Origin of the sequence: Gluconacetobacter diazotrophicus PA1 5, from assembly GCF_000067045.1 — a bacterium.
Lineage (GTDB): Bacteria > Pseudomonadota > Alphaproteobacteria > Acetobacterales > Acetobacteraceae > Gluconacetobacter > Gluconacetobacter diazotrophicus.
Genome location: NC_010125.1, coordinates 499,173 through 525,526, shown reverse-complemented (window position 1 = coordinate 525,526; position 26,354 = coordinate 499,173). Strand labels below are relative to the sequence as shown.

At 69.5% G+C, this 26,354-nt stretch carries 28 protein-coding genes, 1 tRNA gene and 1 other RNA gene; 18 read left to right on the top strand and 12 right to left on the bottom strand.

Features of this window, described 5'->3' with window-relative positions; translation table 11 throughout:
- Window positions 1-34: 34 nt before the first annotated feature.
- Both GDI_RS02485 and GDI_RS02480 read left to right on the top strand, forming a co-directional pair.
- On the top strand, window positions 35-1,390 hold the full coding sequence (locus GDI_RS02485) for a hypothetical protein (RefSeq protein ID WP_012553801.1): 1,356 nt from the start codon (window positions 35-37) through the stop codon (window positions 1,388-1,390).
- Window positions 1,387-2,253 (top strand): SDR family oxidoreductase, encoded by an 867-nt coding sequence (locus GDI_RS02480; protein ID WP_012222996.1) that lies wholly within the window; start codon window positions 1,387-1,389, stop codon window positions 2,251-2,253. Before GDI_RS02485 ends, GDI_RS02480 begins: the two co-directional genes overlap by 4 nt.
- A 25-nt stretch (window positions 2,254-2,278) precedes the next feature.
- Here GDI_RS02480 and GDI_RS02475 read toward each other — a convergent pair.
- Together GDI_RS02475 and GDI_RS02470 are read right to left on the bottom strand one after the other, a co-directional pair.
- A tRNA-His gene (locus GDI_RS02475) sits at window positions 2,279-2,354 on the bottom strand.
- Between the two features lie 84 nt (window positions 2,355-2,438).
- The gene (locus GDI_RS02470; RefSeq protein ID WP_012553803.1) at window positions 2,439-3,605 is read right to left on the bottom strand and encodes an aminotransferase; all 1,167 of its coding nucleotides are present in this window, start codon (window positions 3,603-3,605) and stop codon (window positions 2,439-2,441) included.
- 252 nt (window positions 3,606-3,857) lie between these two features.
- Between GDI_RS02470 and GDI_RS02465 the strand changes: the two genes are divergently transcribed.
- The gene (locus tag GDI_RS02465; protein WP_012222993.1) at window positions 3,858-4,196 is read left to right on the top strand and encodes a P-II family nitrogen regulator; all 339 of its coding nucleotides are present in this window, start codon (window positions 3,858-3,860) and stop codon (window positions 4,194-4,196) included.
- 176 nt (window positions 4,197-4,372) lie between these two features.
- On the top strand, window positions 4,373-5,833 hold the full coding sequence (gene glnA / locus GDI_RS02460; RefSeq protein WP_012222986.1) for a type I glutamate--ammonia ligase: 1,461 nt from the start codon (window positions 4,373-4,375) through the stop codon (window positions 5,831-5,833).
- Window positions 5,834-5,907: 74 nt separating this feature from the next.
- Here glnA and GDI_RS02455 read toward each other — a convergent pair whose 3' ends face one another.
- Entirely contained in the window at window positions 5,908-7,794 is a 1,887-nt protein-coding gene (locus GDI_RS02455; protein ID WP_231854195.1) for a chloride channel protein, read from the bottom strand.
- 161 nt (window positions 7,795-7,955) lie between these two features.
- Here GDI_RS02455 and GDI_RS02450 point away from each other — a divergent pair, with 161 nt between their 5' ends.
- Together GDI_RS02450 and GDI_RS02445 are read left to right on the top strand one after the other, a co-directional pair.
- Complete coding sequence (locus GDI_RS02450) at window positions 7,956-8,945, top strand: NAD(P)H-quinone oxidoreductase (RefSeq protein WP_012222981.1); 990 nt, start codon at window positions 7,956-7,958, stop codon at window positions 8,943-8,945.
- Window positions 8,946-8,965: 20 nt separating this feature from the next.
- Entirely contained in the window at window positions 8,966-9,757 is a 792-nt protein-coding gene (locus tag GDI_RS02445) for an alpha/beta fold hydrolase (protein WP_012222978.1), read from the top strand.
- A gap of 2 nt (window positions 9,758-9,759) precedes the next feature.
- Here GDI_RS02445 and GDI_RS02440 read toward each other — a convergent pair whose 3' ends face one another.
- Window positions 9,760-10,452, bottom strand: coding sequence for a DNA-3-methyladenine glycosylase family protein (locus tag GDI_RS02440; protein ID WP_012222976.1), 693 nt, complete (start codon window positions 10,450-10,452; stop codon window positions 9,760-9,762).
- A 149-nt stretch (window positions 10,453-10,601) separates the two neighbouring features.
- On the opposite strand from GDI_RS02440, the gene GDI_RS02435 reads away from it, so the two are divergent.
- From GDI_RS02435 to GDI_RS02425, 3 genes are all read left to right on the top strand, one after another.
- Window positions 10,602-11,762, top strand: a complete 1,161-nt coding sequence (locus GDI_RS02435; protein ID WP_012222974.1) for an energy transducer TonB — start codon at window positions 10,602-10,604, stop codon at window positions 11,760-11,762.
- Window positions 11,763-11,792: 30 nt separating this feature from the next.
- A complete protein-coding gene (locus tag GDI_RS02430) occupies window positions 11,793-13,250 on the top strand; it encodes an AMP nucleosidase (protein ID WP_041249253.1) in 1,458 nt (485 codons plus the stop codon).
- Window positions 13,251-13,368: 118 nt separating this feature from the next.
- A complete protein-coding gene (locus GDI_RS02425; RefSeq protein ID WP_173363394.1) occupies window positions 13,369-13,710 on the top strand; it encodes an acyl-CoA thioesterase in 342 nt (113 codons plus the stop codon).
- 9 nt (window positions 13,711-13,719) lie between these two features.
- Here the strand turns inward: GDI_RS02425 and GDI_RS02420 are convergent, their stop codons facing one another.
- From GDI_RS02420 to GDI_RS02405, 5 genes are all read right to left on the bottom strand, one after another.
- Window positions 13,720-14,535, bottom strand: coding sequence for a TIGR00282 family metallophosphoesterase (locus GDI_RS02420; protein WP_012222969.1), 816 nt, complete (start codon window positions 14,533-14,535; stop codon window positions 13,720-13,722).
- Between the two features lie 34 nt (window positions 14,536-14,569).
- Window positions 14,570-15,178, bottom strand: coding sequence for a 5-formyltetrahydrofolate cyclo-ligase (locus tag GDI_RS02415; protein ID WP_050934972.1), 609 nt, complete (start codon window positions 15,176-15,178; stop codon window positions 14,570-14,572).
- A non-coding RNA gene (gene ssrS / locus GDI_RS18820) (6S RNA) lies at window positions 15,165-15,321 on the bottom strand. The genes GDI_RS02415 and ssrS overlap by 14 nt, the downstream gene beginning before the upstream one ends.
- 9 nt (window positions 15,322-15,330) lie before the next feature.
- A complete protein-coding gene (locus GDI_RS02410; RefSeq protein ID WP_012222967.1) occupies window positions 15,331-15,672 on the bottom strand; it encodes a cell division protein ZapA in 342 nt (113 codons plus the stop codon).
- A gap of 3 nt (window positions 15,673-15,675) precedes the next feature.
- On the bottom strand, window positions 15,676-16,011 hold the full coding sequence (locus GDI_RS02405; protein WP_231854194.1) for a hypothetical protein: 336 nt from the start codon (window positions 16,009-16,011) through the stop codon (window positions 15,676-15,678).
- Window positions 16,012-16,015: 4 nt separating this feature from the next.
- Here GDI_RS02405 and GDI_RS02400 point away from each other — a divergent pair, with 4 nt between their 5' ends.
- Both GDI_RS02400 and GDI_RS02395 read left to right on the top strand, forming a co-directional pair.
- Window positions 16,016-16,411, top strand: a complete 396-nt coding sequence (locus GDI_RS02400) for a hypothetical protein (protein ID WP_231854193.1) — start codon at window positions 16,016-16,018, stop codon at window positions 16,409-16,411.
- Window positions 16,412-16,421: 10 nt separating this feature from the next.
- Window positions 16,422-17,060 carry a thiamine phosphate synthase gene (locus tag GDI_RS02395; RefSeq protein WP_012222963.1) on the top strand — a complete coding sequence of 213 codons (639 nt, stop codon included), beginning with the start codon at window positions 16,422-16,424 and terminating at the stop codon, window positions 17,058-17,060.
- Between the two features lie 21 nt (window positions 17,061-17,081).
- Here GDI_RS02395 and GDI_RS02390 read toward each other — a convergent pair whose 3' ends face one another.
- The 3 genes from GDI_RS02390 to epmA all read right to left on the bottom strand — a co-directional run bounded on the left by GDI_RS02390 (window position 17,082) and on the right by epmA (window position 19,345).
- The gene (locus GDI_RS02390; protein ID WP_012222961.1) at window positions 17,082-17,762 is read right to left on the bottom strand and encodes a fasciclin domain-containing protein; all 681 of its coding nucleotides are present in this window, start codon (window positions 17,760-17,762) and stop codon (window positions 17,082-17,084) included.
- A gap of 29 nt (window positions 17,763-17,791) precedes the next feature.
- On the bottom strand, window positions 17,792-18,226 hold the full coding sequence (locus tag GDI_RS02385) for a hypothetical protein (RefSeq protein ID WP_012222960.1): 435 nt from the start codon (window positions 18,224-18,226) through the stop codon (window positions 17,792-17,794).
- Window positions 18,227-18,322: 96 nt separating this feature from the next.
- Window positions 18,323-19,345, bottom strand: a complete 1,023-nt coding sequence (epmA, locus tag GDI_RS02380; RefSeq protein WP_012222959.1) for an EF-P lysine aminoacylase EpmA — start codon at window positions 19,343-19,345, stop codon at window positions 18,323-18,325.
- 47 nt (window positions 19,346-19,392) lie between these two features.
- On the opposite strand from epmA, the gene GDI_RS02375 reads away from it, so the two are divergent.
- The 7 genes from GDI_RS02375 (at window position 19,393) to GDI_RS02345 (ending at window position 26,344) form a co-directional block, all read left to right on the top strand.
- Window positions 19,393-20,541, top strand: coding sequence for a lysine-2,3-aminomutase-like protein (locus GDI_RS02375; protein ID WP_012222958.1), 1,149 nt, complete (start codon window positions 19,393-19,395; stop codon window positions 20,539-20,541).
- Window positions 20,542-20,599: 58 nt separating this feature from the next.
- A complete protein-coding gene (efp, locus tag GDI_RS02370) occupies window positions 20,600-21,166 on the top strand; it encodes an elongation factor P (RefSeq protein WP_012222957.1) in 567 nt (188 codons plus the stop codon).
- Window positions 21,167-21,227: 61 nt separating this feature from the next.
- A complete protein-coding gene (locus GDI_RS02365) occupies window positions 21,228-22,058 on the top strand; it encodes an inositol monophosphatase family protein (protein ID WP_041249639.1) in 831 nt (276 codons plus the stop codon).
- A 65-nt stretch (window positions 22,059-22,123) separates the two neighbouring features.
- Window positions 22,124-22,927, top strand: coding sequence for an OmpA family protein (locus GDI_RS02360; protein ID WP_012222953.1), 804 nt, complete (start codon window positions 22,124-22,126; stop codon window positions 22,925-22,927).
- A complete protein-coding gene (locus GDI_RS02355) occupies window positions 22,924-24,012 on the top strand; it encodes a hypothetical protein (protein WP_012222950.1) in 1,089 nt (362 codons plus the stop codon). The genes GDI_RS02360 and GDI_RS02355 overlap by 4 nt, the downstream gene beginning before the upstream one ends.
- Before the next feature lie 15 nt (window positions 24,013-24,027).
- Entirely contained in the window at window positions 24,028-25,008 is a 981-nt protein-coding gene (locus GDI_RS02350; RefSeq protein WP_012222945.1) for a peptidoglycan -binding protein, read from the top strand.
- A 13-nt stretch (window positions 25,009-25,021) separates the two neighbouring features.
- The gene (locus GDI_RS02345) at window positions 25,022-26,344 is read left to right on the top strand and encodes a lipopolysaccharide biosynthesis protein (RefSeq protein ID WP_012222943.1); all 1,323 of its coding nucleotides are present in this window, start codon (window positions 25,022-25,024) and stop codon (window positions 26,342-26,344) included.
- Window positions 26,345-26,354 lie beyond the last annotated feature (10 nt).

The following is a 26,354-nucleotide window of genomic DNA, read 5'->3' as shown; positions in this document are numbered from 1 at the left end:
GCTGTCGCACAGGCCATTGACGGATGACCCGCACGTGAAAAAACTTCTCTCCGCCCTTCTGCTGCTGCTGATCATCGTGATCGTGGGGGGACTGGGCCTGCGGCATTTCGCCCAGAGCCGGATGGAATCGGCCATCGCCGACCTGCGCGCCGCGATCGGCCCGGGGGCCAGCTTCACCTATGCCACCGCCACGCCGCGGGTCCTGGCGCGGGGGGCGCGCCTGACCGCCGTCAGCTATCGCAACGCGTTCCTGACCGTCACCGCGTCCGACGCGCTGGTGGGGGGCGTCACCGGCAACGCGGTCGGCGGCCAACGCATCGGGCGCGTCACCCTGCATGACGTGCAGGTCATGGAACCGGGCGCCACGGCGTCGATCGGGCTGCTGGTGCTGGAAGGGCTGGTGCTGCCCAATACCGGGCCCACCCTGGCCGATCCTGAATCCGCGGCGCCGGCGCCGCCGCGGCTGGATTCCCTGGTGCTGGATTCCGGGCGGCTGGAAGGCCTGCATGTCGCGGTGCCGGGCAGCCAGACCGACCTGACGGTGGCGCGGGCGGCGGTGCGCCAGTACGGCCTGGGCCGGACATCGCATCTCGACCTCGACTCCCTGGCCATGCAAATCAACCTGACACCGGGGCGGCATATCACCATCGGCCACCTGCGCATCGACGGGCCGGATTTTGCCGGGCAGATCGCCAGCCTGCTGCAGTCCGGGCACATGATCCATGAATCCGGCCACCGTCATTTCGACGTCTCGGCCATCCAGATCGACGCGTCGACCCCGCTGATGCGGATCGGGCACCTGGTCGTCGAGCACGAATCCCGCACGGCGCAGGACGATCTGGACACCACGCTGACGGACCTGGAGGCCTGGCCACCCCCGCCGCAGGACCAGTCGCCGCTGCGCCTGATCGGCTATGACCATTTCAGCGGCACGATCCATGCCGTCGCCACCGTCCAGCGGCAGAACGGATTGATGAGCCTGCATCCGCTGGACATCGACGCCCCTGCGATGGGCCGCATGACCGTCCTGGCCGACCTGGACCAGATCCCGGTCGACGATCCCATGAGCCTGGCGGAGACGGCGCGCATCGTGTCGGCCACGATCGACTGGCACGACCGGTCCCTGGCCGGCCATGTGCTGGATGGCCTGGCCCACGCGCGGCAGGTCCCGCCCGATGCCTATCGCCAGCAGGTCATTTCCGCCCTGGCGGCGTCGCCCGATATATCGATGCAGGCGCTGGGGCGGTTCCTGGACGCGCCGGACCGTCCGCTGCGGCTGACGCTGCGGCCGCCGCAACCGCTGAACCTGTTGATGCTGGGCGTGGCCCTGTCGATGGCCGGCGACCCGTCCACCGCCGGCCTGCTGGGCCTGTCCATCAGCACGCCATGACGTCCCGCCCCACGGATGCCGTGCATGTCGTGGGGGCATCCGGGCGGTCGGGGGCGGCGTTGTGCCGCGCCCTGTCGCGGTTGGATATTCCGGTCGTGCCGGTGGTGCGCGACGCGGCGCGCTGGCAGGCCACCGGGCTGGACGGATCATCCCGGGTCGCGGACCTGACCGGCCCGGCCGGTACGTTGCGCGCGGCGCTGGCCGATGCCACGCGGGTGGTCAGCACCGCCCATGCGCGGCATGTGCCGGCCCTGCTGGCGGCCATGCCCCCAGGTGCCACGCTGGTCTGCCTGGGCAGCACGCGCAAATTCACCCGCTGGCCCGACGATCACGGCAACGGGGTGCTGGCGGGCGAGGCCGCGCTGCTGCGGTCAGGCCGCGATGGGGTGATCCTGCATCCCACCATGATCTATGGCGCGCAGGGCGAAAACAACGTCCAGCGCCTGGCGGCGCTGCTGCGCCGCCTGCCGGTCACGCCCTTGCCGGGCGGCGGACGGACGCTGGTACAGCCGGTCCATCAGGACGACGTCACCAGCAGCCTGGTCGCGGCGCTTCGCCGCCCGTGGCACGGCCCCCATGCCCTGGTGATCGCGGGCGCGACGCGGCTGACCTATCGGGATTTCGCGGCGACCGTCGCGCGGCACGCAGGACTGCGCCCGCGCCCGGTGCTGGCGGTGCCGGCGGGGGCAATGATGGCGGCGGCCGCGATCGCACGATGGATTCCCGGCCTGCCGTCGGTCGGGCCGGCCGAAATCCGGCGCCTGCTGGAAGACAAGGCCTTCGATATCGGGGATATGGAACGGGAACTGGGGATCGTGCCGATCCCTCTGGAAGAGGGCCTGTCGCGCCTCTTCCCGAAGTGAATTTCCACCTTGTCGGGAAATCCGCTGGGGCGAACGACGGGGCTCGAACCCGCGACCACCGGTACCACAAACCGGCGCTCTACCAGCTGAGCTACGTCCGCCACAGCGGGCTGTGATTTAGAGAAGCTCGTCCGGCACGTCAATCACCCACAGGGTGAAAAAGAGCCCGGCCTTGCCCGGCGTTCCTACAAATCGCGCACGCCGGCCCGAATCCGGGCCACGGCTTCGGCCAGGATCGGGTCCTTCTTGCAGAAGGCGAATCGCACCAGATGGTCCGGTGCGTTGTCGGTACCATAGAAGGCCGAGACCGGAATCGCCGTGACCCGGCACCGTTCGGTCAGGGCACGGCAGAACGCCACGTCGTCCCCCGCGAAACCGGTCGAGCGGATATCCGCCACGATGAAATAGCTGCCGTCGCACGGCAGCACGTCGAAGCCGGCGGCGCGCAGCCCGTCGGACAACAAGTCGCGCTTGGCCTGCATGTCGGCGGCAAGGGTGGTGAAATAATCCGTATCCTTGTCCAGCCCCACCGCGACCGCGCGCTGCAGGTTCGGCGGCGTGGTGAAGGTCAGAAGCTGGTGCGCCTTGGCGACGGTCGCGGCGATGGCGGCCGGCGCGGTGACATAGCCGACCTTCCATCCGGTCAGCGAGAAGCTCTTGCCCGCGCTGCCGATGCGCACGCAACGCGGGCGCATGCCCGGCAGGGTCATCAGCGGGATATGGCGCGCACCGCCGAATGTCAGGTGCTCGTACACCTCGTCACAGATCGCATAGACCTGGTGGCGCGCCACCAGGTCGGCGATGAAGGCCAGTTCGTCCGGGCCGAAGACCTTGCCCGTCGGGTTCATCGGGGAATTGAGCATGATTGCCTTGGTCCTGGGCCCGAAAGCCGCCGCCAGTTCGGCACGCGGCAGGGACCAGTCCGGCGGTGTCAGGCGCACCGGCCGCGCCACGGCACCCAGCGCGCGGATCACCGGCAGGTAGGTGTCATAGAGCGGTTCCAGCACCACGACCTCATCCCCCGGATCGACCATCGCCATCAGCGAGGCCGCCAGGGCCTCGGTCGCGCCGGAGGTCACGATCACCTCGGTCGCCGGATCGACCGACAGGCCATAGAATCGCGCGTTCGACCGCGCGACCGCCGTCCGCAGTTCCGGGACCCCGGTCAGGGGCGGATACTGGTTGCGGCCGTCGCGCAGGGCCGCCGCCGCGGCTTCGATCAGATCGGCCGGTCCTTCGGTGTCCGGGAAGCCCTGGCCCAGATTGATGGCGTCATGCCGCGCCGCCAGCGCCGACATGACGGTGAAGATCGTCGTCGGCAGGCCGGACAGCATGCTGTTCAGCGATTTCATGAACATCCTTCCTTCGGACCCGTCCTGTGGGCCCTTCCCTGCTGCGATCCGTGCTGCAATCCGCCGGCCATGCGCAGATGTGCGTAAAATGCCGGCCTTTTGCAATCCGATCCGATTGCCCGAAAGCGCAACCCGTGCAACGGTGTCAGGTACGGGCGGCCCGCGGCGCCCACGGGATCGGGCGGGCGGCCCGGGCGTGTGCACATCGCTGCCCCGGGATTTCGGGGCTGCCCGGGGACATGACGACGCGGCATGAAAAAGATCGAGGCCATCATCAAGCCCTTCAAGCTGGACGAGGTGAAGGACGCCCTTCACGAGATCGGCCTGATGGGCATCACGGTGACCGAGGCCAAGGGATTCGGCCGCCAGAAAGGCCACACCGAACTGTATCGCGGCGCCGAATACATCGTCGATTTCCTGCCGAAGGTGAAGCTGGAGATCGTCTGCGCCGACAACTTGGTGGACCGCGCCGTCGAGACGATCATGGCCGCCGCGCGCACCGGGCGCATCGGTGACGGCAAGATCTTCATCCTGCCGGTGGAAGACGTCATCCGCATCCGCACCGGAGAGCACGGCGAGGAGGCCATCTGACCCGCCGCGCCACCATCCCCTTCCCGGCCGACGGAGACCGGTGCCCCCGTGGACACCGGCATGCTTCCGATAGCCGGTGCCGGGGTCCGTATGTCCTATCGACAACGGCGCCCCAGTCTCGTAACCGTTTCACCGCCGTGTCGTTCGGCATCCCAAGTTAAGGCAGGTAATCAGCAATGGCGAAAAAAGCCCCGAGTTCAGCTCCGACCACGACTCCGTCCCCATCGGCGGAGGCTGTTGCCAAGGTATTCAGCCTGATCCAGGAACATTCCGTGGAACTGGTGGACCTGCGCTTCACGGACCCGCGCGGCAAGTGGCACCACACCACGCAGCATATCTCGACGATCGAGCAGGACACGTTCCGCGACGGCTTCATGTTCGACGGATCGTCCATCGTCGGCTGGAAGGCCATCAACGAGAGCGACATGGTGCTGCTGCCCGACCCGACGACGGCGGTCATGGACCCGTTCTCGGCGAAGCCGCAGCTGATCCTGATCTGCGACATCATCGAGCCCTCGACCGGGCAGTTCTACAACCGCGACCCCCGCGCCACCGCCAAGCTGGCCGAGGCCTACCTGAAGTCCACCGGCCTGGGCGACACGGCGTTTTTCGGTCCGGAAGCCGAATTCTTCGTCTTCGACAGCGTCAAGTTCGGCACGGGCCCGAATTTCGGCATCTACCAGCTTGACAGCATCGAGGGGCCCGGCGCCTCGCTGAAGGACTATCCCGAGGGCAACATGGGCCATCGCCCGACGGTGAAGGGCGGCTATTTCCCCGTCCCGCCGGTCGACAGCGAAAACGACCTGCGCGCCGAGATGCTGTCCACGATGGGCGAGATGGGCCTGCCGATCGAAAAGCATCACCACGAGGTCGCGCAGTCGCAGCACGAGTTGGGCACCAAGTTCGCGACGCTGGTGAAGTCCGCCGACTTCATGCAGATCTACAAATACTGCGTGCACAACGTCGCCCATTCCTACGGCAAGTCCGCGACGTTCATGCCGAAGCCGATCTATGGCGACAACGGATCGGGCATGCACGTCCACCAGTCGATCTGGAAGAGCGGCAAGCCGGTCTTCGCCGGCAACGGCTATGCCGACCTGTCGGACCAGGCGCTGTATTACATCGGCGGCATCATCAAGCACGCCAAGGCGCTGAACGCCTTCACCAACCCGTCGACCAATTCCTACAAGCGCCTGATCCCGGGCTTCGAGGCGCCGGTGCTGCTGGCCTATTCGGCGCGCAACCGCTCGGCGTCCTGCCGCATCCCGTATGCGACCAGCCCGAAGGCCAAGCGCGTCGAGGTCCGCTTCCCCGACCCGACCGCCAACCCCTACCTGGCGTTCGCGGCCATGCTGATGGCCGGCCTGGACGGCATCAAGAACAAGATCCATCCGGGCGACGCCATGGACAAGGATCTGTACGACCTGCCGCCCGACGAGCTGAAGCAGATCCCGACCGTCTGCGGATCGCTGCGCGAGGCGCTGGAGGCCCTGACGGCCGATCATGAGTTCCTGCTGGCCGGCGGCGTGTTCACCAAGGACCAGATCGAGAGCTATATCGACATCAAGTGGCAGGAAGTGTTCAAGTTCGAACACACCCCGCACCCGGCCGAGTTCGAGATGTACTACTCCGTCTGATCCCGGCGGGATTGACGAAAAAAGGGGGCGCCGGACCGATTGGGTCCGGCGCCCCTTTTTCGTTCGGCACGCCCTCAGACGCGGGCGTGGAGACGACCCTCACCCGCCAGTTCGCGGCGAGTACGGTCCAGTTCCTCGCTATAGCGGCGCAGGGCGTGCTGTTCGGTCAGCAGTCCCAGCACCATGCGGGATTCCATGCCATCGACCACCACCAGCGCGTCGCTTTCCGCCTGTTCGAAACGGGCGATCGCGTCGCGCAGGTTCATCTGCGGCATCAGCATCACGTCGCGATACTGGGCGAAGCGGGTCAGGTCCTCGGTCGCACGCGCCGTTTCGGCATACAGGTCGGGCACCTGCACCAATCCGACATAGCGGCCCGCGCCGTCGACCAGGACGAAGCGTTGCGCCGCGCCCAGCGGATAGGCATGCCGGGCCTCCTGGACCGTCGTCGTCTGGCACATCGCCTTCACGTCACGGCGCATCATCCGCCCGACCGTCAGCGTGCGAATCCAGCCGACATCGACCGCCGAACGGATGGATTCCCCGCGCAGGTGGAACCGCCAGGTGGCGAAGGAGTAGCCGAAGGTCCGGCGCACGGTCAGGCCGGAAATCACCGACGCCACCAGCACCGCGACGGTCAGCGGCAGGCTGCCCGTCATTTCCAGCGCCAGGAACACCATCGTCATGGGCCCGCCGACCACCGCCACGGCCATGGCGCTCATGCCCACCAGGGCGCAGAGTTCCGCTGAAAGCGGATTGGCCGAGACCAGCGCCAGACCACCACCGAACGCCGCCCCGGTCAGGACGCCCAGATACAGCGATGCGAAGAACAGGCCGCCCCGGAACCCCGACCCGATCGAGACCGACGAGGCCACCGCCTTCAGCGCCAGCAGGACCAGGATCCATCCGGTCGGGTGGCCCTGTTCCAGCGCGACGCGCATCGCCCAGTGGCCCGACGACAGCACCGAGGGCGAAACCAGCGCCATCGTGCCGACGATCGTCCCGCCCACGGCCGGACACATCCAGGCCGGCAGGCCGGAGCGGCGAAACAGGGTTTCGGCCAGGGTCACGCAATACATCAGGGCCACCCCCAGCAGGGCGGCCACGATTCCCAGGGTCGCGATCGGCAGGTAATCGTCCATCCGCAGCCCCGCCGGCAGGTCCACGGTCACGCCGGGGGCCGCGCTGTGCAGCAGGTGCGTCACCCCGATGGCGCAGATCGACGCCGCCGCGACCGGCGCCAGGTTGGCCAGCGAATAGGTGCCGATCACCAGTTCGAAGGCATAGAACGCCCCGGCCAGCGGCGCGTCGAACGCCGCGCCGATGGCGCCGGCGGCACCACATCCGACCAGCAGGCGCAGATCCTCGCGCCGTACCCGGAACATGCGCCCCAGTCGCGAGCCGGTAGCGGCACCGATCTGCGTAAACCCGGCCTCCAGCCCTACCGAGGCGCCGACCGAATTCGACAGGACCGTCTGAAGGGCGACGATGGCGCTGTCCAGCGTGGACATGCGGCCGCCATGCAGCGCGTTCGCCTCGATCGGGTCGACCGGACGGCCGGGGGCATAGCGCGCGATCAGCACACCCAGCAGCCCCAGCACCAGCCCGCCCAGGCTGGGCACCAGGATGGCGCGGAGGGGCGCGATGGACGGCAGGCCCGAAATGCGGCCATCCCCGCCGACGGCGAACAGCACCCGATGCGCCAGCAGCGTGGCATGGGTCATGGCGCTGACCAGCAGGCCGGCCCCGGTGCCCACGCAGGCCGCCAGCACGACCAGCCAGATCTCGTCCGCCCGCACCAGCGCACGCAGGACGCGCGGCACCTGCGAGACCCGGTCGTCCCGCGCAAGCCCCTTCGCCGGCCCCCCTTCCGACAGGGATGCCCCGCGATGACGGAACAGATGAGTCAACAGGCCGAGGGTGGAAGACGACACGACAAGCCACTTTCGCGCGGCGCCCATGCGGCGGCGGGACACCCGTGCCGACTATTTGAAGTCATGCACCGGTCCGATCAACTCAAATTACGCCATAACCGTCGCAGCACCATTCCTGCTGACCATTCCTGTTGCCGGAGAGTCGCCCCGTGTCCGCTCCCTCGCTATCCCCTGGCCTGCCCCACCACATGCGCGCGGTCGTCGTCCGTGATCCCGGACCGCCCGATGCCATGGAACTGGCGGACCTGCCCCTGCCCCGGCCCGGCCCGGGCGAAGTCCTGGTCCGGGTCATGGCCGCCGGCGTGAACCGGCCCGACATCATGCAGCGCCAGGGCCTGTATCCACCGCCGCCCGGCGCCAGCCCGATCCTGGGGCTGGAAATCGCGGGCGAGGTCGTCGCGGGCCGTCCCGACGGGTCCTGGCCCGCGACCGGCACGCGCGTCTGCGCCCTGACCAATGGCGGCGGGTATGCCGAATATTGCGCAGTGCCGGCCGGACAATGCCTGCCCTGGCCCGAAGGGTATGACGCCATTCGCGCCGCCGCCCTGCCGGAGACGTTCTTTACCGCTTGGTCGAACCTGGCCATGACCGCGCACCTGGCCGCCGGCGAGTCCGTGCTGATCCATGGCGGCAGCGGCGGCATCGGCACCGCCGCGATCCAGACCGCCCGGGCGCTGCGGGCGATTCCGTACGTCACGGTGGGGTCGGCCGAAAAGGCCGCGCTGTGCGTGCGGCTGGGCGCCGAGGCCGCGATCGACTACCGCAGCGAGAATTTCGTCGCGCGAATCGGCACCCTGACCGGCGGGCGGGGCGTGGACGTGGTACTGGACGTGATCGGCGGCCCGTATCTGGACCGCAACCTGCGCTGCCTGGCCCCGGACGGGCGCCTGGTCATCATCGCGCTGCAGGGTGGGGCGAAGGCGCAGGATGTGGGCGTGGCCCGCATCATGACCCGCCGCCTGACGGTGACGGGCACGACGCTGCGCCCCCGTGACACGGCATACAAGGCGCAGGTCGCGGACGGGCTGCGCCGGACGATCTGGCCCGGGCTGGCGGACGGGACGATCGCGCCGGTGATTCACGCCACCTTCCCCTTTGCGCGCGTCGCCGAAGCCCATAAGCTCATGGAATCGGGTGCCCATTCGGGCAAGATCGTCCTGAGCCTGGTGCCGGCATAAAAGGGAAGGACCATGCCATCGTGCTGCTGAACGTCATCGCGCGCGGGCCCGAGGACCAGTCGGGGGGCGAGTCCGCGCGGCCGCCCATCGTCCTGCTGCACGGCCTGTTCGGGCGCGCGCGCAACCTGGGCTTCTTCCAGCGGCGGCTGGCCCGGACGCGGCGGACGCTGGCCATCGACCTGCGCAACCACGGCGACAGCCCGCACGGCCCGATGGACTACAACACCATGGCCGACGACCTGCTGGATACGCTGGCCCACCACGCGGCGCTGCCCGCGACCCTGGTGGGCCATTCGATGGGGGGCAAGGTCGCGATGACGCTGGCCCTGACCCGGCCGGGCATGGTCCACAGCCTGCTGGTGGCCGATATTCCGCCGGCCCGTACCGGGCACGGCCAGTTCTCGCTGGGCGAGCAGATGCTGCGGGTGAAGTTCCCGCCCTACCTGAACCTGGCCGAGGCCGACGCCCTGCTGCGCCCCGAAATCCCCAATGCCGACGTGCGGGCGCTGATGCTGCAGAATATCCGGCTGGGCGAGAATCCGGGCTGGATCATCGGGCTGCGCGACATCGTGTCGTCGATGACCAACATCGAAAGCTGGCCCTACATCCCCGAGGGCTATACCTATCCCGGACCGACCCTGTTCCTGGCCGGCGGCAATTCACCCTATATCCGTCGGGAACATTTCGGGGTGATGCGCCGGCTGTTTCCCAATTACTGGCTGGAACGGATCGAAGAGGCCGGCCACTGGCTGCATGTCGAAAACCCGACCCGCTTCGCCGCGCTGCTGGAAGCCTTCACCGAACAATATTGACGCTACGCGGTCATGGGGTTGGCGCGGTCCGGCGGCTTCACCGCATCCGCCGCGCGCCACAGATACCACGCCGCCGCCGACCGATAGGGGCTCCAGTCCGCCGCAATAGCAGCCAGTTGCTTCGGTCGGGGCTGGGCGTCCAGCCCCTTCAGCAATCGCCACCCCTCGCGCACGCCGAAATCGTCCACCGGCATGATGTCCAGCCGGCCCAGCGAGAAGATCAACAGCATTTCGACCGTCCAGCGCCCGATGCCGCGCAGGCTGACCAGGCGGGCGATCAGTTCGGCGTCTGACAGCGATTCCGCCTGGCGGCGCGAGGGCACCAGCCCGTCCAGCCGCGCCTTGGCGACGCCATGCATCGCCACGATCTTGGACCCCGAGAACCCGCAGCCGCGCAGGGCTTCGACCGGCAACGCCAGCAACGCCGCCGGATCGGGGAACACGCCGCCGGCCAGCGCCACCATCCGCCCCAGAATGGCCTGCGCCGCCCGCCCATGAAGCTGCTGATGCGCGATGGCGTCCACCAGCGCCTCGTACGGCTCGCGCGCCGCATGCATGCGCAGGCCGCACGGCCCGATCCGGGCCACCAGGGCCGCCAGATCGGGATCGGCGGCGGACAGGTGGGCACGAATGGCGCGGTCCAGTTCGGGGGACACGGCGGAGATCGGTTCGGAGACCGGAACGACGGATGACATGCCCCATGGCAACAGAGTTCTTGTGGCAACACAATCCTGTCGGTGGCAACATGACAGGGTGGCAACATGACAACGGGATCGCCACAGGGTAGGGTCCCGATCGCAATGGAACGCGCCGCAGGCGACCACGCGGAGAATCCCGGCTTTTCATGACGGTGACACTCAGTCCTTCCTCCCGCCACCGCCAGGCCGAGGAGCCCGTCCTGATCCCGCGCGGCAAGGGAGCAGGGCGTGGCCCGGGGCGTCCGGCCGCCCCCGAGGCGTCCGCGGGCCGCCCTGACGGGCGCGAGGGCCTGCGCCCCGTTCCGGTAGCCCGCCCCCACGACTATCGCCCCCTGCGCCGTGCCGGCGCGCCGATGATTCGCCCCGACACGTTGGAAGAACCGGGCGTCACCACCGTCCTGGGCCTGTCGGCGGCGCTGCACCTGATCCTGCTGGCCATCATCCTGCAGGCGGCGCGGCATCATGCCGGCACCCAGTCGGCGCCCGAAAATCCGTCGGTCGAAATGATGTTCGCCCCCCCCGCGTCCAGCGGGCTGCAGGGGCGCAATTCACCCGACCAGGCCGGCGGGTCCGGGGCGCAGCCCAACAAGCCCACGCCCGATACCCCGCAGCCCGAGCAGCCGCAGACCAGCGATTCGTCGCCGTCGCCGACCGTGCCGTCGCCGCAGACGCCCGCCGCGCCGCCGCTGCCGCGCACGCCGTCGGACCAGACGCTGCCCGACCAGCCATCGACCTCGCCCCCCAATCCGGCGCAGCAGAGTCCCGGCCAGGCTGCCCAGCCCGCGCCGCACCCGACGCCGCATCACACCCGGCCCGCGCGCCCGCGCGCGCCCACCCATGCGCCGTCCCCCTTCGATACGCCGATGGACCTGTCCTTTGCCCCCTCACCCGGTCCGACGCGCCAGCGGCGCGGGCGGGCCGGCGGGTCCGGCAGCCCGATCGACCTGTCGGTCGGCCCGCTGGTCCGCAACGGGCAGCTCAACACCCCCTATTCGACCCAGACCCAGATCCACGGCGTCAGCGAAGATTACGGCGAGGAGATCGATCGCTGGATTCGCAGCCACATGTTCTACCCCGAGGAAGCCGCCCGCGCGGGCGAGGACGGCGAGTCCTCGGTCCATGTGGTGCTGGACCGCAGCGGACGGGTGAAGGCGGTGCGCCTGACCGGCCAGTCGGGGTCGTACTACCTGGATGCCGCCACGACGGGCATGTTCCATGGCGCCGAACTGCCGCCCGTGCCCCCGGACATGGTCGGGGACCATTTCGATATCGACCTGACGATCAACTATATCCTGCTGCGGCGCTGACCCCGCCCCGGCGTGCGAGAAGGGCGGCACATGACCGACGACATGGCGACGATCCGCGACCGGATGGGCACGGATTTCGAGGCCTTCACCGATGCCGGCGAAGCCGTGGAGCGGATCGCCAAGATCTATGACTCCGGCGTGCGGGCACTGCGCGCGGCCTTCGCCGGCCGCAAGGCCGGGGACGGACCGGCGCCGACCTATCCCTATCTGGCCTTCCCGGTCGATCGCTCGCCGCCGCCCGAGGAAATGCGCCCGCCCTTCGACGTGGTGCTGGAGCCGGGATTCTACGGCACCACCCTGACCCGTCCGGAACTGTTCCGCGAGTATTGGCACGAGCAGATCGACATCCTGCTGCGCCATTACCGCCAGCCGGTGCTGGTCGGCCGGTCGCGGCGGCCGATCCCGCTGCCCTATGTGATGGAAGAGGCCGTCACCGCGATCACCGAGGACGATCTGCGCCTGCTGCAGCGCCATTTCGCGCTGCCCGACCTGCATGCGACGGACGACATGATCGCCAATTGCGCGCTGATCCCCCAGCCGGGCGAGCCGCGTCCGCTGGCGCTGTTCACCGCCGAGCGGACCGATTATTCGCTGGCGCGGCTGCATCATTACACCGGCACGTCGCCCCGCCATGTGCAGCGCTTCATTCTGCTGACCAACTACCAGCGCTATGTCGACGCGTTCCGCGACTATGGCCGTGCGCAGGTGGACCAGGGGGGCGAGTACGACCGGTTCGTCGAACCCGGCGACCTGATCCATCGCCGGCATGACGCGGCCACGGCGCCCCAGCATGCCGGCCTGCCGCAGATGCCGGCCTATCATTTGTGCCGCCCGGACGGGGACGGCATCACGCTGGTCAATATCGGCGTGGGGCCGGCGAACGCGAAGACCATTACCGACCACCTGGCAGTGTTGCGGCCGCATTGCTGGCTGATGGTGGGGCATTGCGCCGGGCTGCGCCGGACGCAGCGGCTGGGCGATTATGTGCTGGCCCACGGCTATGTCCGCGACGACCACGTGCTGGACGACGACCTGCCGCCCTGGGTGCCCGTGCCCCCGATCGCGGAGGTGCAGGTCGCCTTGCAGGAGGTCACGGCCCGCGTGACCGGGCTGCGCGATTCGGAACTGAAGACCCGGCTGCGCACCGGCACGGTGATGACGACCGACAACCGGAACTGGGAATTGCGGCTGAATGCCCTGTTCACCCAGATCAACATGTCGCGATCCATCGCGGTGGACATGGAGTCCGCGACCATCGCGGCCAACGGCTTCCGCTTCCGCGTGCCGTACGGAACGTTGCTGTGCGTGTCGGACAAGCCGCTGCATGGCGAACTGAAACTGCGCGGCATGGCGAACGCGTTCTATCGCGAGCGCGTGTCGCAGCACCTGACCGTGGGGATCGAGACGATGCGCCTGCTGCGCGCGCAGGGGGTGGACCGCCTGCATTCCCGCAAGCTACGCGGCTTCGACGAACCGCCCTTCCGCTGACCCTTCCGCCCTTCCATCCCAGGAGCCTCGCGTGACCGCCACCCGCACCGCACCGGAACCTACCGCCCCGCAATCCGCCGGCCGCCCGACAGTCGCGCCCACGATCCGCGTGGTGGCGATGCCGGCCGACGCCAATGCCTCGGGCGATATCTTCGGGGGCTGGCTGATGTCGCAGATGGACCTTGCCGCCGGCACGGCGGCGGCCCTGCGCGCCCGGGGGCGCTGCGTGACGGTTGCGATCGACAAGGTGGTGCTGCACCAGCCCGTGCTGATCGGTGACGAGGTCAGCCTGTACGCCACCATCACCCGGGCCGGACGCACGTCGATGTCGATCCACGTCGAGACCTGGCGCCGCGCCCGGCATTCACACGAGAGCATCAAGGTGACCGAAGGCGTCTTCACCTTCGTCGCGATCGACGACGAACGCCGGCCCCGGCCGCTGCCGCCGGAAGGGGAGTGAGGCGATCGCCTAGAAATCCGGCATCGTCGGGGCCAGGTGCCCGCCCATGCGCAGCGGCGCCATGCGTCGGGCCAGGCCGGTCGCGTCGTCGGTTTCCACCATCATTCCGGCCAGGCTTGCCTCGCCCTCGGCGGGTTGCAGGCGCTCGCCGGGCATGCGGCGCAGGAAGCGGGCGATGGCCGCGTCCTTGCCCATGCCGATCACGCTGTCATAGTCCCCGCACATGCCGGCGTCGGTCTGGTAGGCCGTGCCGCCCGGCAGGATGCGGTGATCGGCCGTGGGCGTGTGGGTGTGGGTGCCCACCACCAGCGAGGCGCGGCCGTCCAGCACATGGCCCATCGCCCATTTCTCGCTCGACGCCTCGGCGTGGATATCCACCACCACCGCATGCACCGTCACGCCCAGCCGGTGCCGGCCCAGAATATCGGTCACGGCGCGGAACGGGTCGTCCAGCGCGTCCATGAACTGGCGGCCCATGACATTGACCACCAGCGCCTTGCGCCCATCGACCAGCCCGACCACGACGCTGCCCTGTCCGGGCGTGCCGGGGGGATAGTTGGCGGGGCGGATGATGCGGGGCTCGGTGCCGATCTGGCCCACCAGGTCCTTGCGGTCCCAGGCATGGTTGCCCAGGGTGATGACATCGGTCCCGGCGGCGAACAGGTTCTGGGCGATGGACAGCGACAGGCCGAAGCCATGGCTGGCGTTCTCGCCATTCACCACCACGAGGTCCAGCCGCAAATCCCGCCGCAGGCCCGGCAGCGCGGCGATGACGGCGTCGCGCCCCGTGCGCCCGACGATATCACCCAGAAACAAGATCCGCACCCGGCCTTCCTTTTCCCGTCGTCCGCCCCGGACGTCAGGCGCCGCAGCGGATGGTTTCGCGTTCGGTCACGATGACCGGCAGGGGGACGTCATGACGCCCCACCGGCACCGCCGGCACTTCCTGTGCCGACAGCCCGTAGCCCGCCGCCGGCACCGAATCCAGTCCGGCCAGCGTGCGGTCGTAATAGCCGCCCCCGTATCCCAGCCGGAAGCCCCGCCTGTCAAAGCCCAGCAGCGGCACGAACACGAAATCGGGGCGCGCGACCGGGCCGTCGGGATGAAGCGTGCCGAACCGGCCCGCCTGCATCGGCACGCCCGGGCGCCACAGGCGAAAGCGCAGGGGATGGCCGCGCGGGGGCGTTTCGGGCAGCAGCACGCCATAGCCGCCGTGATGCAGTTCGGCGCACAGGCCGCGCAGGTCGATTTCACCCGGAAGGGGCCATACGGCGGCAACCGTGGCGCCCGGGCGCAAGCCGGCACGGACGCAATCGGCCATGCGCCGGCACAGCGCGGCAGGCGTGTCCGCCGGCAGCGGGGCGGCGCGAAGGGCGCGCAGCCGCCGGCGCAACGCCGCCTTGGCCTCGGCCAGCGCGGGCGCGTCGGATGCGGAATCGTGTTGGGGAAGAATGTGCGGAGCCACCATGGCCGTTGGTCTTTCAGCCCTCCCGGACCTGCTCACGCAGGTGGGCGCCAGATAACATGACCAGGATCACGCCAGAGCCAGCTCCCTAAGGAAGTGCTTATCGGCCCAGGGGTTGAGTTGCCTGACAAGCCGGGTAGCCCCGCCCCTGCAATCTAGTCCTGTTCCAGCGCCGCCGCAATGTTTTCCGCCCGTTCGACCAGCAGGGCGAGTTGCTCGCGCCGGCGGTCGTTCTCGACGCGGGCCTGCCTGGCTTCGGCCAGTTGACGCGATGTGTCCTCGGGCATCTTCTCGGCCGACAGATCGTGGATTTCGTCAGCCATCAGCAGCGCGGCCAGGGCCAGGATGCGGGCCTCGCCGCTCTGGCCGCCCATGGCGCGGATGCGGTCGATACGGCGCTCGACCTCCTGCGCCATGGCCTGCAGGTGGCGTTCCTGCCCGTCCTTGCAGCCGATGACATAGGAATAGCCGTTGATACGGACCGTCACCTGCGCCATGGGTCAGCGATCCTCGTCATCATGGTCGGCATCGGGACCGATCGCGTCGCGGACGCGGGCGATCAGGATATCGATGTTGGCGGCCAGGGCATGCAGGTCAATAGCGTGGGGATCGGGGGCCTGCGGAGCGGGCGCATACGGAGCGGCCGCCGGCGCGGCCTCGCGCCGACGGTCCAGCGCGAACGCGATTCGGTTCAGCGCCTGTTCCAGCCGGTCGGCGGGCTCCATCGCCCCTGCCCCGCCCGGCTTGTCCGATCCTTCAGCCTGCCCCACGGTCGTGCTTCCCGCCCCCTCGACGATGCTTCTTGAACAGATCGCGCGCGCGGGGTTCAACGTCAAGCGAATGATCCATCCCGCCCCCCCCTTGCGCGTCTTCACCGTCGCGTCGGCAGCGCAGATCCGCGCCGTGCTGGCCGCCCTGCGCGCGGGCGGCGGGGAAGACGCCGCGTCCTGGGCCCTGCTGTCGCCGCCCGATGCCGGATGTTTCATGGGCCCGGCCTGGTGGCGGGCGCTGCTGGCGGAAACCGGGGCCGGGCTGCCCGCCTACCTGGATTGCGGCGCCTCGGCCGGGCGCGCGGTCGAGGCGCTGGGCCTGGGGCTGCGCCATATCGTGCTGCATGCGTCCTGTCCGCAGGGGGATACCGTGCGGCTGCTGGCCGCGTCGCTGGGGGCCACATGCCTGGACCGCCGCCCCGGCACCCCGTGCCCCCCTGTCGCATTCGGCCGTCACGCCGTATGATCGATGTGCGATGAATGACTGCCAGCTCTATCTTGTCACCCCCCCTGCCCTTGATCCGGCCGCGTTCGCGCCCGATCTGGCCCGTGCCCTGGATGCCGGTGCGGTCGCCGCCGTCCAGCTGCGCCTGACGGACGCCACCGACGACGCCGTCCTGCGCGCCGTCGACGTGCTGCGCCCCGTGGCGCAGGAGCGGGATGTCGCCTTCATCCTGAACGGCCGGCCGGACCTGGCCCGCCGCACCGGATGCGACGGCGTGCATATCGACGCCCCGGACCTGCAGGACGGCACGGAGTTGGCCCGTATCCGCGCCATCCTGGGCGAGGACCTGCAACTGGGCGTTTCCTGCCGCGACAGCCGCGACCTGGCCATGCGGGCGGGAGAGGCCGGGGCGGATTACGTGTCCTTCGGCGCGTTCTTTCCCTCGGCATCGGTGGAAACCCCGGTCCTGGCGGACCCCGCGCTGCTGGCCTGGTGGACGACGATGATGGAATTGCCGGTGGTGGCGATCGGCGGCATCACGCCCGCGAACTGCGCGCCGCTGGTGCAGGCGGGGGCGGATTTCCTGGCGGTGATCGGCGCCGTCTGGTCGCATCCCGACGGCCCGGCGGCCGGCGTGCGCGCCATGAATGCCGCCATCGACGCGGCCTGACCCCGAAGGCCTGATCGACGGTCAGCCGGGCCGGGGCGCCGGCGGCAGCAGGGACTGGGTCAGGTAGAGCACGCCGTTGGATTGCGGCAGGCCCTCGATCCACACGCGCGCCACCTGGCCCGCGCCGTTGGACAGGACCAGACGGCCGGTCCCCGGTTCGGCCCCGACCAGGACCGTGCCACCCCCCACCGTCCGCAGCGTGGCCCAGCCGTGCGGTGCCGTAGCAATCATCCGCCGCAGCAGCGGCGCGGGATAGGCCCCCCGCACGACGCTGTAGCCCAGGGCCTGGCGCAGCACGTCCCCCGACGGGGCCGACGGCGCATTGGCGGATTGGGCGAACGCCTCCATCGGGATATTGGGAATGGCGAAGACGGTGAAGGGGCCCGCCTGGTCCAGCAGCGCCATCAGCCCCGCGCGTTCCATGGCCCGGACATAATCGGCCAGTTCGATGCTGCCGCGCAGATTTTCGTCCAGCGGCCGGTCGCGGTAGCTGGGCGCGTCCGGGGCGCCATAGGCCACCTGGCTGTCCGGGCGCCCCTCGTTCCGGGCCGGCGCGTAGGTCCGTTGCACGGACAAGGTCGGGATGGCGTCGGCCACGCTGCCGCCACGCACCAGCAGCGGGTCCTGCCGGGCCGGCGCGGCGCATGCCGCCGGCAGCCCGGCAAGAAGAAGACAGGACCCTACGATGCGCGCCGAGACCATGCTGTTCTCCTCCCGTTTTCGGGCGGCGATCAGCACCCGTCGCCGCGCATCGTCCAGGCGGACACACGCCCGGCAACGATTTCGAACGTCGTCTGGCACGAGTTGGTGTAGTAGGTGCCGCCCCAGCCGCCTCCACCCCAGCCACCGCCGCCCCAGCCGCCACCCCAGCCGCCCCAGCCGCCCCAGCCAGGACCGCCCCAGCCGCCGCCCCAACCCGGGCCGCCGCCCCAACCCCAGCCCCAGCCCGCGCCGCCGGGCGCATAATTGGTCTGGTTGTCGATATAGGCCAGGAAGGTATGGCCCTGGGCCTCGTACGACCGGGTGGGCACCCCGAACGTGCGGATCACGTCCACTTCGCCCCGCCCGACCATCGAGTTGAGCAGTCTCCTCTGCTCGGGAGAGGGGACCTCGCATGCCGTCAGGGCAAGCAGGGCAGCCAGCGGTAGAAGCGAGATGTATTTCATGACACCGATAACCGAACGTGAAGGAAAATAATTACAGCCACGTTAAGATAACACGGCCGACGTTGAGGCGGCCTGTCTGTAAAGGTTACAAATATTTCAACCCATCCACTGGATATCTCCTATCCGTAACGCACCGGCGGCCAGCATGACCAGGCGGTCGAACCCCAGCGCGATCCCGGCGCAGGGCGGCAGGTGGTCCAGCGCGGCCAGCAGGGCTTCGTCCATCGGCCACGCCGTTGCGGGCGCCGCCCCGTACAACGCGGCACGGCGCTCCCGGTCGGCCATGAAACGCCGCCGTTGTTCCACGGGATCGGTCAATTCTTCGAACGCGTTCGCAAGCTCGATCCCGCCGGCATAGAGTTCGAAACGCAGTGCGGTGCGCGGGTCCGCCGGGTCGCGCCGGGCCAGCGCCGCCTGGCTGGCCGGCCAATGGGTCAGGAAGGTCGGCCGGTCGCGGCCGATCGCGGGTTCCACGCGTTCCATCAGCAGGCGGAAGAACAGGTCCTCCCAGTCCTCGCCGTCACGCAGGGCGCACCCCGCCGCCGCCGCCAGCGCCCCGGCGTCGCCTTCGGTCGGCAGCAGGTCCAGCCCGGCATGGCGGGCGAAGGCCTGTTCCATCGTCAGGCGTTCGAACGGCGCGTCGATGCGGATTTCCGCCCCCGCCGCCAGCCCGCCGGGACGATGGACCACCGGCGGCAGGACGGCGCGCAGCAATGCCTCGGTCTCGTCCATCAGGCCGGACAGGGTGGCGCCGGGACGGTACCATTCCAGCATGGTGAATTCCGGGGCATGCAGATGGCTGCCCTCGGCATTGCGCCAGACGCGGGCCAGTTGGAAGACCGGCAGGCCGGTCGCCGCGACGATGCGCTTCATCGCGAATTCCGGACTGGTATGCAGGAACAGCGCCTGCCGCGTGCCGTCATGATGTTCGCGTTCGGTCCTGAAGACGCGCAGATGCACCTCCTCGCCCGGGGTGGGGACGGCGCAGGGGGTTTCGACCTCCAGATAGCCGCGCGCGTCGAAGAAGGCCCGTATTCCGCGCCCGACCAGGGCGCGCCGCCGCAGCAGCGCCAGCCGCCCCGCGATGCGATCGGGGTCGTGATGGGGGCTGTCGGTCATGCGCGACTCCTGTTGCAGGACGAAATCCGGTCGAGTAGAGCCAGCCGATGACACGATCGGTCAACCTTCCCGAGGATACGCCCGCCCCGCCCGGCGCCGCACCGCCCGGCGCCGAGCCGGGCCGGACAGTGCGCGATGTGGCCGGCCTGGTGGCGGCCGGCCTGGTTTCCCCCGGCGCGGTGCCGGCGCTGGAAGAGGTCGCCCGGCAGTACGCCACCGCCATCCCGCCCGCCTTCGCCGGGCTGATCACCCGTCCCGACGATCCGATCGGGTTGCAGGTCGTCCCGGACGCGTCCGAACTGACGATTGCCCCCCATGAACGGATGGACCCGATCGGCGACGACGCGCTGTCGCCCGTGCCGGGCATCGTCCACCGCTATGCCGACCGCGCGCTGCTGAAGCCGCTGCTGGTCTGTCCGCTTTATTGCCGGTTCTGCTTCCGGCGGGAACATGTGGGCCCCGATGGCGGCGTGCTGGACGATGCGGCGCTGGAGCGCGCGCTGGACTGGCTGCGCACCCACCCCGCCATCCGCGAGGTGATCCTGACCGGGGGCGACCCGCTGATGCTGTCGCCCCGCCGCCTGGGCGCGATCGTCCGGGCGCTGGGGGACATGCCCCATGTCACCACCATCCGTATCCACAGCCGCGTGCCGGTGGCCGACCCCGGCCGCATCACCGACGCGCTGGCCGACGCGATGGAAACCGACCGCGCGATGTGGGTGGTGGTGCATGCCAACCATGCCCGCGAATTCACCCCGGCCGCCCGCGCGGCCCTGCGGCGCATCCAGGCGCGGGCCATTCCGGTACTGGGCCAGTCGGTCCTGCTGCGGGGGGTCAATGACAGCGTCGCGGCGCTGGAGGCCCTGTTCCGCGCCATGGTCGAGGCCCGGATGAAGCCGTACTACCTGCATCAGCTGGACGCCGCCCCCGGCACCGCGCGTTTCCATGTGCCGATCGCCGAGGGACGGCGCCTGCTGGCCGGGCTGCGCGGCCGGGTGACGGGCCTGGCATGGCCGACCTATACGCTGGATATTCCGGGCGGATACGGCAAGGTGCCGCTGGGTCCGGATTACCTGGAACCGGAGGGGCCGGCGCCGGACGGGACGGGCCTGTCGGTGCGCGATCCGGCGGGGGGACGACACAAACTGGAGGCTGAATCGGCGGCCAACCTTGCCCTCGGCGCCCGAGAGGGTTAGAAGCCCGCCTTCCATACCCATCAATCGTTCATACCAACACAACCAGACAGGCCCCCCCATGAAACAGCAGGCGAACCTGATCCGTGCCGGACAGGTCATCGAGCACGACGGCCGTCGCTGGACTGTCCTGAAGCAGCAGATCATCACCCCCGGCAAGGGCGGCGCGTTCATCCAGGTGGAAATGCGCGACCTGAAGACCGGCAACAAGACGAACGAGCGCTGGCGCACCGCCGACACCGTCGAGCGTCTGCTGACCGAGGAAAAGGAATATACCTATTCCTACATGGACGGCGACAACATCGTCCTGATGGACCCCGAGACGTTCGAGCAGACGCTGCTGCCGCTGGACCTGCTGGGCGACCAGGCGCCGTTCCTGCAGGACAACATGGTGCTGGTGGTCAACCTGGTCGAAGGCGACCCGGTGGGCGTGACGCTGCCGGCGCAGGTCACGCTGGAGATCATCGAGGCCGACCCCGTGGTGAAGGGCCAGACCGCCAGCTCGTCCTACAAGCCGGCCAAGCTGTCGAACGGCGTAAAGACCATGGTGCCGCCGTTCATCGAGGCCGGCGAGCGCATCGTCGTCCGCACCGAGGACGCCAGCTACGTGGAACGCGCGAAGGGCTGAGGCCCTTATCGCGTTCCAGCCCCCTTCCTCCGCCGAACAGACAGGACCGACCATCGTGGCCATGCGACTCTCTCCCCACATGACGGTGATGCAGAACGCGGCCCAGAAGGCCGCGCGACGCCTGTTGCGCGACTTCAACGAGGTCGAGCAGCTGCAGGTCAGCATCAAGGGGCCGGGCGACTTCGTGTCGCAGGCCGACATGCGCGCCGAGGCGACGATCCGCGAGGAACTGCTGCGCGCCCGCCCGGGCTATGCCTTCCTGATGGAGGAGAGCGGGGCGTCGGGCGGCGACAACTGGACGTGGCGCTGGATCGTGGACCCGCTGGACGGCACCACCAACTTCCTGCACGGCATTCCGCAATGGGCCATTTCGATCGGCCTGCAGCGCCGCCTGCCGGACGGCAGCCTGGAGATGGCGGCGGGCCTGGTCTACAACCCCGCCGCCAACGAGATGTTCTGGGCGGAAAAGGGTGTCGGCGCGTTCCTCAACGAACGGCGCATCCGGGTGTCCGCCCGGCGCGACATGCTGGAAGCGCTGTTTGCTACCGGCATTCCCTTTGCCAAGATCCCCGCGCAACGCCGCCTGCCCTTCGCGCGGACGCTGGGCGCGCTGATGCCGCAGGTCGCGGGCATCCGCCGCTTCGGCGCCGCGGCGCTGGACCTGGCCTGGGTGGCCGCCGGCCGCTACGAAGGGTTCTGGGAACTGGGGCTGAAGCCCTGGGATTGCGCCGCCGGCCTGCTGCTGGTGCGCGAGGCCGGGGGCTATGCCACCGATCCCGACGGGGTGGAACTGAACGACCTGGCCGACACGGTCAATGTCGTGGCCGGCAATCCGCACCTGCATGGGCCATTGCGCGAACTGGTGGCCGAAAGCCTGGTCGCCCGGCCCTGATCGGGGGGCCCGTCACGCTTTCCGCCCTTCGACCGAGGGGCGATCTGCTTTAGGCTTCGCCGATCATGTCCCATCCTCTCTTCCCCCGGTCCCTCGTCCTCCGCCCCCGCGCCGTCCTGACCGTCCTGACCGCCGCGCTGGCGGCGGGGCCGCTGGCGGGTGCCGCGCGGGCGCAGGTCACGACCGACGACAGCGCCCTGTCCACGCTGGCGCCGGCGCCGAAGCACACCGCCCCGGGGGCCACGACGGCGCGGCATCCGCGCCCCGCGGCCAGGACCCAGCCGCAAGCCACAGCCACGGCCCACGCGCCGCAGGCCGCCAGTGCCCGGCCGGCCGCACCTGCCGCCCCGCCGCCCATTCCGGCCGCGCCGCCGCCGCCGCCCATCATCCGCCCGCCCGTGGTCGACGTGCCGCTGCACCCGCCGGCCCCGCCGCCCGAAACCGTCGCGGTCGCGGGCGCCACCGGCACGGTGCAGGGCCTGCCGGCCGGGCTGCGCCTGACCTTTGCCCGGGACAACGCGGACATGAATGCCGCCATGATCGACCGGGTGAAGGGCTTTGCCGCCACCCTGCTGCAGGTCCCGTACGCCCGCGCCGAAATCGACGCCACGGCGTCAGGGCTGCCCGACGACGTCTCGACGCCCCGGCGCGTGTCGCTGTCGCGGGGGCTGGCCATCCGGTCGATCCTGATCCATGCCGGCATCGCCTCGACCCGCATCTATGTCCGCGCCATCGGCCTGCCGCCCGCCGGCACGCCGGACGGCACGAACCCGGATCATGTTGACGTGACCCGGTCCGATATGGTCGCCTCTCCGTCCTCTGCCGCTTCTTCCCCCCCCGCCCCTTCGGAGCCGCGCCCCGCACCGTGACCCAGCCCACGACCTATCTTCTGCGCATCACCCTGTTCCTGGCGGCCGTCGTGCTGGTGGCCGCCCTTCTGTGGCGCACGCTGTTCGCCGCCTTCTTCAACAATCCGGTCCTGGATGGGCTGATCCTGGGAATCCTGGCGTTCGGCATCGCGTGGAATATCCGGATGGTGCTGCGCCTGATTCCCGAGGTCCGCTGGGTGACACGCTGCGCCAGCGCCCGGGCCGGGCTGGCCCCGCCCACCCCGCCCCGGCTGCTGGCGCCGATGGCCTCGATGCTGGCCACGCGCAGCCGCACCGACCGGCTGGTGCTGTCCACCCCGGCGATGCAGTCGATGCTGGACAGCCTGTCCTCGCGCCTGGACGAGGGGCGGGAACTGTCGCGCTACATGACGGGGCTGCTGATTTTCCTGGGCCTGCTGGGCACGTTCTACGGCCTGCTGCTGACCGTGGGGTCGATCGCCGACGTGATTGGCGGCCTGTCGGTCGGTTCGGCCGACCTGAACGTGATGTTCGACCAGCTCAAGACCGGGCTGGCCCAGCCGCTGCACGGCATGGGCACCGCGTTTTCGGGATCGATGTTCGGCCTGGCCGGCGCGCTGGTGCTGGGCTTCCTGGACCTGACGGCCGGGCAGGCGCAGAACCGCTTCTTCAACGACCTGGAAGAATGGCTGGCCGGCCTGACCCGTATCGGTTCCGGCCTGGGCGCCGGAGACGGAAGCGAGGCCGGGGTCCCGGCCTATGTCCAGGCGCTGCTGGAGCAGACGGCCGAAAACCTGGAAAAGCTGCAGACCCTGATCGCGCGCGGCGAGGAAGGGCGCATGCAGCAGCAGGCCCTGCTGGGCAGCCTGAACGAGCGGATCGGCGCGATGACCGAGACGATGCGCGCCAACCACACCCTGATGCAGCGCATGGCCGACGAATCCGGCCACGCCCATCTGCGCGGGATCGAGACGCTGCTGACGCGTATCCTGACGGACATGGAACAGGGCCGCGCCCAGGTGGCGACCGACATTCGCAGCGACCTGCGCCTGCTGGCGCGCACCGTCGCGGCGTCCGCGCCCGCCGGCGCGCGCGGCACGCCCTGATCGCGGGGGGACGCCATGGCACGCCGTCGCCGCCAGACCCATGCCGGGCTGGACGCCTGGCCGGGATATGTGGACGCGCTGTCCACCCTGCTGATGGTCATCATCTTCGTCCTGCTGGTCTTCGTGCTGGGGCAGGCATTCCTGTCCGTGGTGCTGAACAAGCGGCAGCAGGCCATGGACCAGCTTGCGCACCAGGTCGCGCAGTTGAACGACATGCTGTCGCTGGAACGCGGGCAGAACCATTCCCTGCAGCTTTCGGTCGCATCGCTGCGCGCGGCCCACGAGAAGGACGCGGCGATGGAAACGTCGCTGACCGCCCAGGTCGCGCAGACCACGCCCGAACGCGACAACCAGGCGCATCTGGCCCAGGCCAGCCAGCAGCAGGTCACGGATCTGGGTTCGCAACTGGAGCAGTTGCGCCAGCAATTGTCGGCCGCGATGGCGGTGCTGGACATTTCGCAGAACGAGATCCGCGACCGTGACCGCAAGATCGACGATCTGGGGCTGAAGCTGAATGTGGCGCTGGCCGACAAGGTCGAGCAGTTGCAGCGCTATCGGTCGGAGTTCTTCGGCCGGCTGCGCGACATCCTGCAGAACCAGGACGGCGTGCAGGTCGTCGGCGACCGCTTCGTGTTCCAGAGCGAAGTCCTGTTCCCGCCCGGCGGCGCCGAACTGTCGCCCAAGGGCATCGCCGACATCCGCGCCCTGGCCCGGACCTTCCATCAGGTCTCGGCCCAGATCCCGGCCTCGATCCCCTGGATCCTGCGGGTGGACGGCCATGCGGACCGCCAGCCGATCCACAGTGCCTTCGCCAGCAACTGGGAACTGTCGTCGGCCCGCGCGATCACGGTCGTCAAGCTGCTGATCGCCGAGGGCATCAGCCCGCATCACCTGGCCGCCACCGGCTTCGCCGACTTCCAGCCGCTGGACACCCATGAAACCCCCGCCGCCTTCGCCCGCAACCGGCGGATCGAATTCCGCCTGACGGACCGATAGGACAGAGCGGCGGGTGAGCAGCCACGACACGGGACTGACCGCCCGGATTTTCCGCAATACCGGATACCTGCTGGGCGGCAAGGGCATGGCCGGGGTCCTGGGCTTTGCCAACACGGCGCTGGCGGTTCGGGCCCTGGGGCTGCGCGATTATGGTGTGCTGCTGCTGATCCATGCCTGCGCGGGATCGTTTTCGGTGGCCACGCGCTTCCAGTCCTGGCAGCCGCTGCTGCATTTCGGCAGCACCCTGTTCGCCCACGGCGAGGACGAGGGCGAGCGGGACCGGTTCCAGACGCTGCTGCGCCACTGCTTCCTGCTGGACATCGCGGGCGCCGCCGCCGGGTGCGGCCTGGCCCTGGCGGGGGTGGCGTGGTTCGGCCCCGTGCTGGGCTGGCCGGTCGCCGACCAGGGTGCCGCGATGCTCTACATGACCTCGATCCTGGTCATGAACACGTGCTGCGCGCTGGGCGTGCTGCGCCTGACGAACCGGTTCCGGCAGTCGGCCATGGCCGACGTGGCGATGATGCTGACCCGGCTGCTGGGCACCGTGGCGGGGCTGTGCCTGCATTGGAGCCTGCCCGCGTTCCTGGCGGTCTGGTATGCCGGCACGATCATGGCCTTCAGCACCAATTCGCTGGCGGCGTGGCGGGCGATCCGCGATACCCCGAGCTTCACGGGGTTCCGTATCCTGGGCGCGCGCTGGCTGAGCCGGATCGACGGCATCTGGCGGCTGACGCTGTCGACCAGCGGCGACCAGGCCGTGTCGTCACTGACCGCGCGCATGGCGGTGCTGCTGGTGGGTGCCGCGACCGATCCCGCCGCCACCGCGATCTACAGCGTCACCTGGCATGTCTGCGACGCGCTGGCCCAGCCGGCCCAGTTGCTGACTCCCGCCCTGTATCCCGAACTGATCCGCCTGCGCGACCGCAAGGACTGGGCCGGCATGTGGCGCGTCATGCGCCGCATCTTCCTGGCCCTGGGCATCTTTTCCATCGTGGCGCTGCTGGTCGCGGCCAGCGTCGGCCCCTGGGTGTTCCACAGCCTGCTGGCCATCCATCGGCCGGACAACCTGCCGCTGCTGATGCTGCTGACCACGGCGGCGATCCTGGATCTGTGGGACGTGCCGCTGGAACCGGTGCTGTTCTCGCTGGGCTGGGCCCAGCAACTGTTCGCCAGCCGGATTGCCGCCACCGTGCTGTCGCTGCCGATCCTGTATGGGCTGGCGCATCTCTGGGGCGTGGACGGGGCAGGTGTCGCCACCCTGTTTGCCGAGGCGCTGATCCTGTCCACGCGCTGCTTTCCGTTCTTGCGCATGAAAAGGCAAGGGTTCAGCCCTTGACCCGCCAAAG

Excerpts from the sequence above, each read along its gene's own strand:
- GDI_RS02480 (WP_012222996.1), top strand. The coding sequence starts at position 1,387 with ATGACGTCCCGCCCCACGGATGCCGTGCATGTCGTGGGGGCATCCGGG.
- GDI_RS02470 (WP_012553803.1), bottom strand. The coding sequence starts at position 3,605 with ATGAAATCGCTGAACAGCATGCTGTCCGGCCTGCCGACGACGATCTTC.
- GDI_RS02465 (WP_012222993.1), top strand. The coding sequence starts at position 3,858 with ATGAAAAAGATCGAGGCCATCATCAAGCCCTTCAAGCTGGACGAGGTG.
- glnA (WP_012222986.1), top strand. The coding sequence starts at position 4,373 with ATGGCGAAAAAAGCCCCGAGTTCAGCTCCGACCACGACTCCGTCCCCA.
- GDI_RS02455 (WP_231854195.1), bottom strand. The coding sequence starts at position 7,794 with ATGGGCGCCGCGCGAAAGTGGCTTGTCGTGTCGTCTTCCACCCTCGGC.
- GDI_RS02450 (WP_012222981.1), top strand. The coding sequence starts at position 7,956 with ATGCGCGCGGTCGTCGTCCGTGATCCCGGACCGCCCGATGCCATGGAA.
- GDI_RS02440 (WP_012222976.1), bottom strand. The coding sequence starts at position 10,452 with ATGTCATCCGTCGTTCCGGTCTCCGAACCGATCTCCGCCGTGTCCCCC.
- GDI_RS02435 (WP_012222974.1), top strand. The coding sequence starts at position 10,602 with ATGACGGTGACACTCAGTCCTTCCTCCCGCCACCGCCAGGCCGAGGAG.
- GDI_RS02430 (WP_041249253.1), top strand. The coding sequence starts at position 11,793 with ATGACCGACGACATGGCGACGATCCGCGACCGGATGGGCACGGATTTC.
- GDI_RS02425 (WP_173363394.1), top strand. The coding sequence starts at position 13,369 with ATGCCGGCCGACGCCAATGCCTCGGGCGATATCTTCGGGGGCTGGCTG.
- GDI_RS02415 (WP_050934972.1), bottom strand. The coding sequence starts at position 15,178 with ATGGTGGCTCCGCACATTCTTCCCCAACACGATTCCGCATCCGACGCG.
- GDI_RS02410 (WP_012222967.1), bottom strand. The coding sequence starts at position 15,672 with ATGGCGCAGGTGACGGTCCGTATCAACGGCTATTCCTATGTCATCGGC.
- GDI_RS02400 (WP_231854193.1), top strand. The coding sequence starts at position 16,016 with ATGATCCATCCCGCCCCCCCCTTGCGCGTCTTCACCGTCGCGTCGGCA.
- GDI_RS02395 (WP_012222963.1), top strand. The coding sequence starts at position 16,422 with ATGAATGACTGCCAGCTCTATCTTGTCACCCCCCCTGCCCTTGATCCG.
- GDI_RS02390 (WP_012222961.1), bottom strand. The coding sequence starts at position 17,762 with ATGGTCTCGGCGCGCATCGTAGGGTCCTGTCTTCTTCTTGCCGGGCTG.
- GDI_RS02385 (WP_012222960.1), bottom strand. The coding sequence starts at position 18,226 with ATGAAATACATCTCGCTTCTACCGCTGGCTGCCCTGCTTGCCCTGACG.
- epmA (WP_012222959.1), bottom strand. The coding sequence starts at position 19,345 with ATGACCGACAGCCCCCATCACGACCCCGATCGCATCGCGGGGCGGCTG.
- GDI_RS02375 (WP_012222958.1), top strand. The coding sequence starts at position 19,393 with ATGACACGATCGGTCAACCTTCCCGAGGATACGCCCGCCCCGCCCGGC.
- efp (WP_012222957.1), top strand. The coding sequence starts at position 20,600 with ATGAAACAGCAGGCGAACCTGATCCGTGCCGGACAGGTCATCGAGCAC.
- GDI_RS02365 (WP_041249639.1), top strand. The coding sequence starts at position 21,228 with ATGCGACTCTCTCCCCACATGACGGTGATGCAGAACGCGGCCCAGAAG.
- GDI_RS02360 (WP_012222953.1), top strand. The coding sequence starts at position 22,124 with ATGTCCCATCCTCTCTTCCCCCGGTCCCTCGTCCTCCGCCCCCGCGCC.
- GDI_RS02350 (WP_012222945.1), top strand. The coding sequence starts at position 24,028 with ATGGCACGCCGTCGCCGCCAGACCCATGCCGGGCTGGACGCCTGGCCG.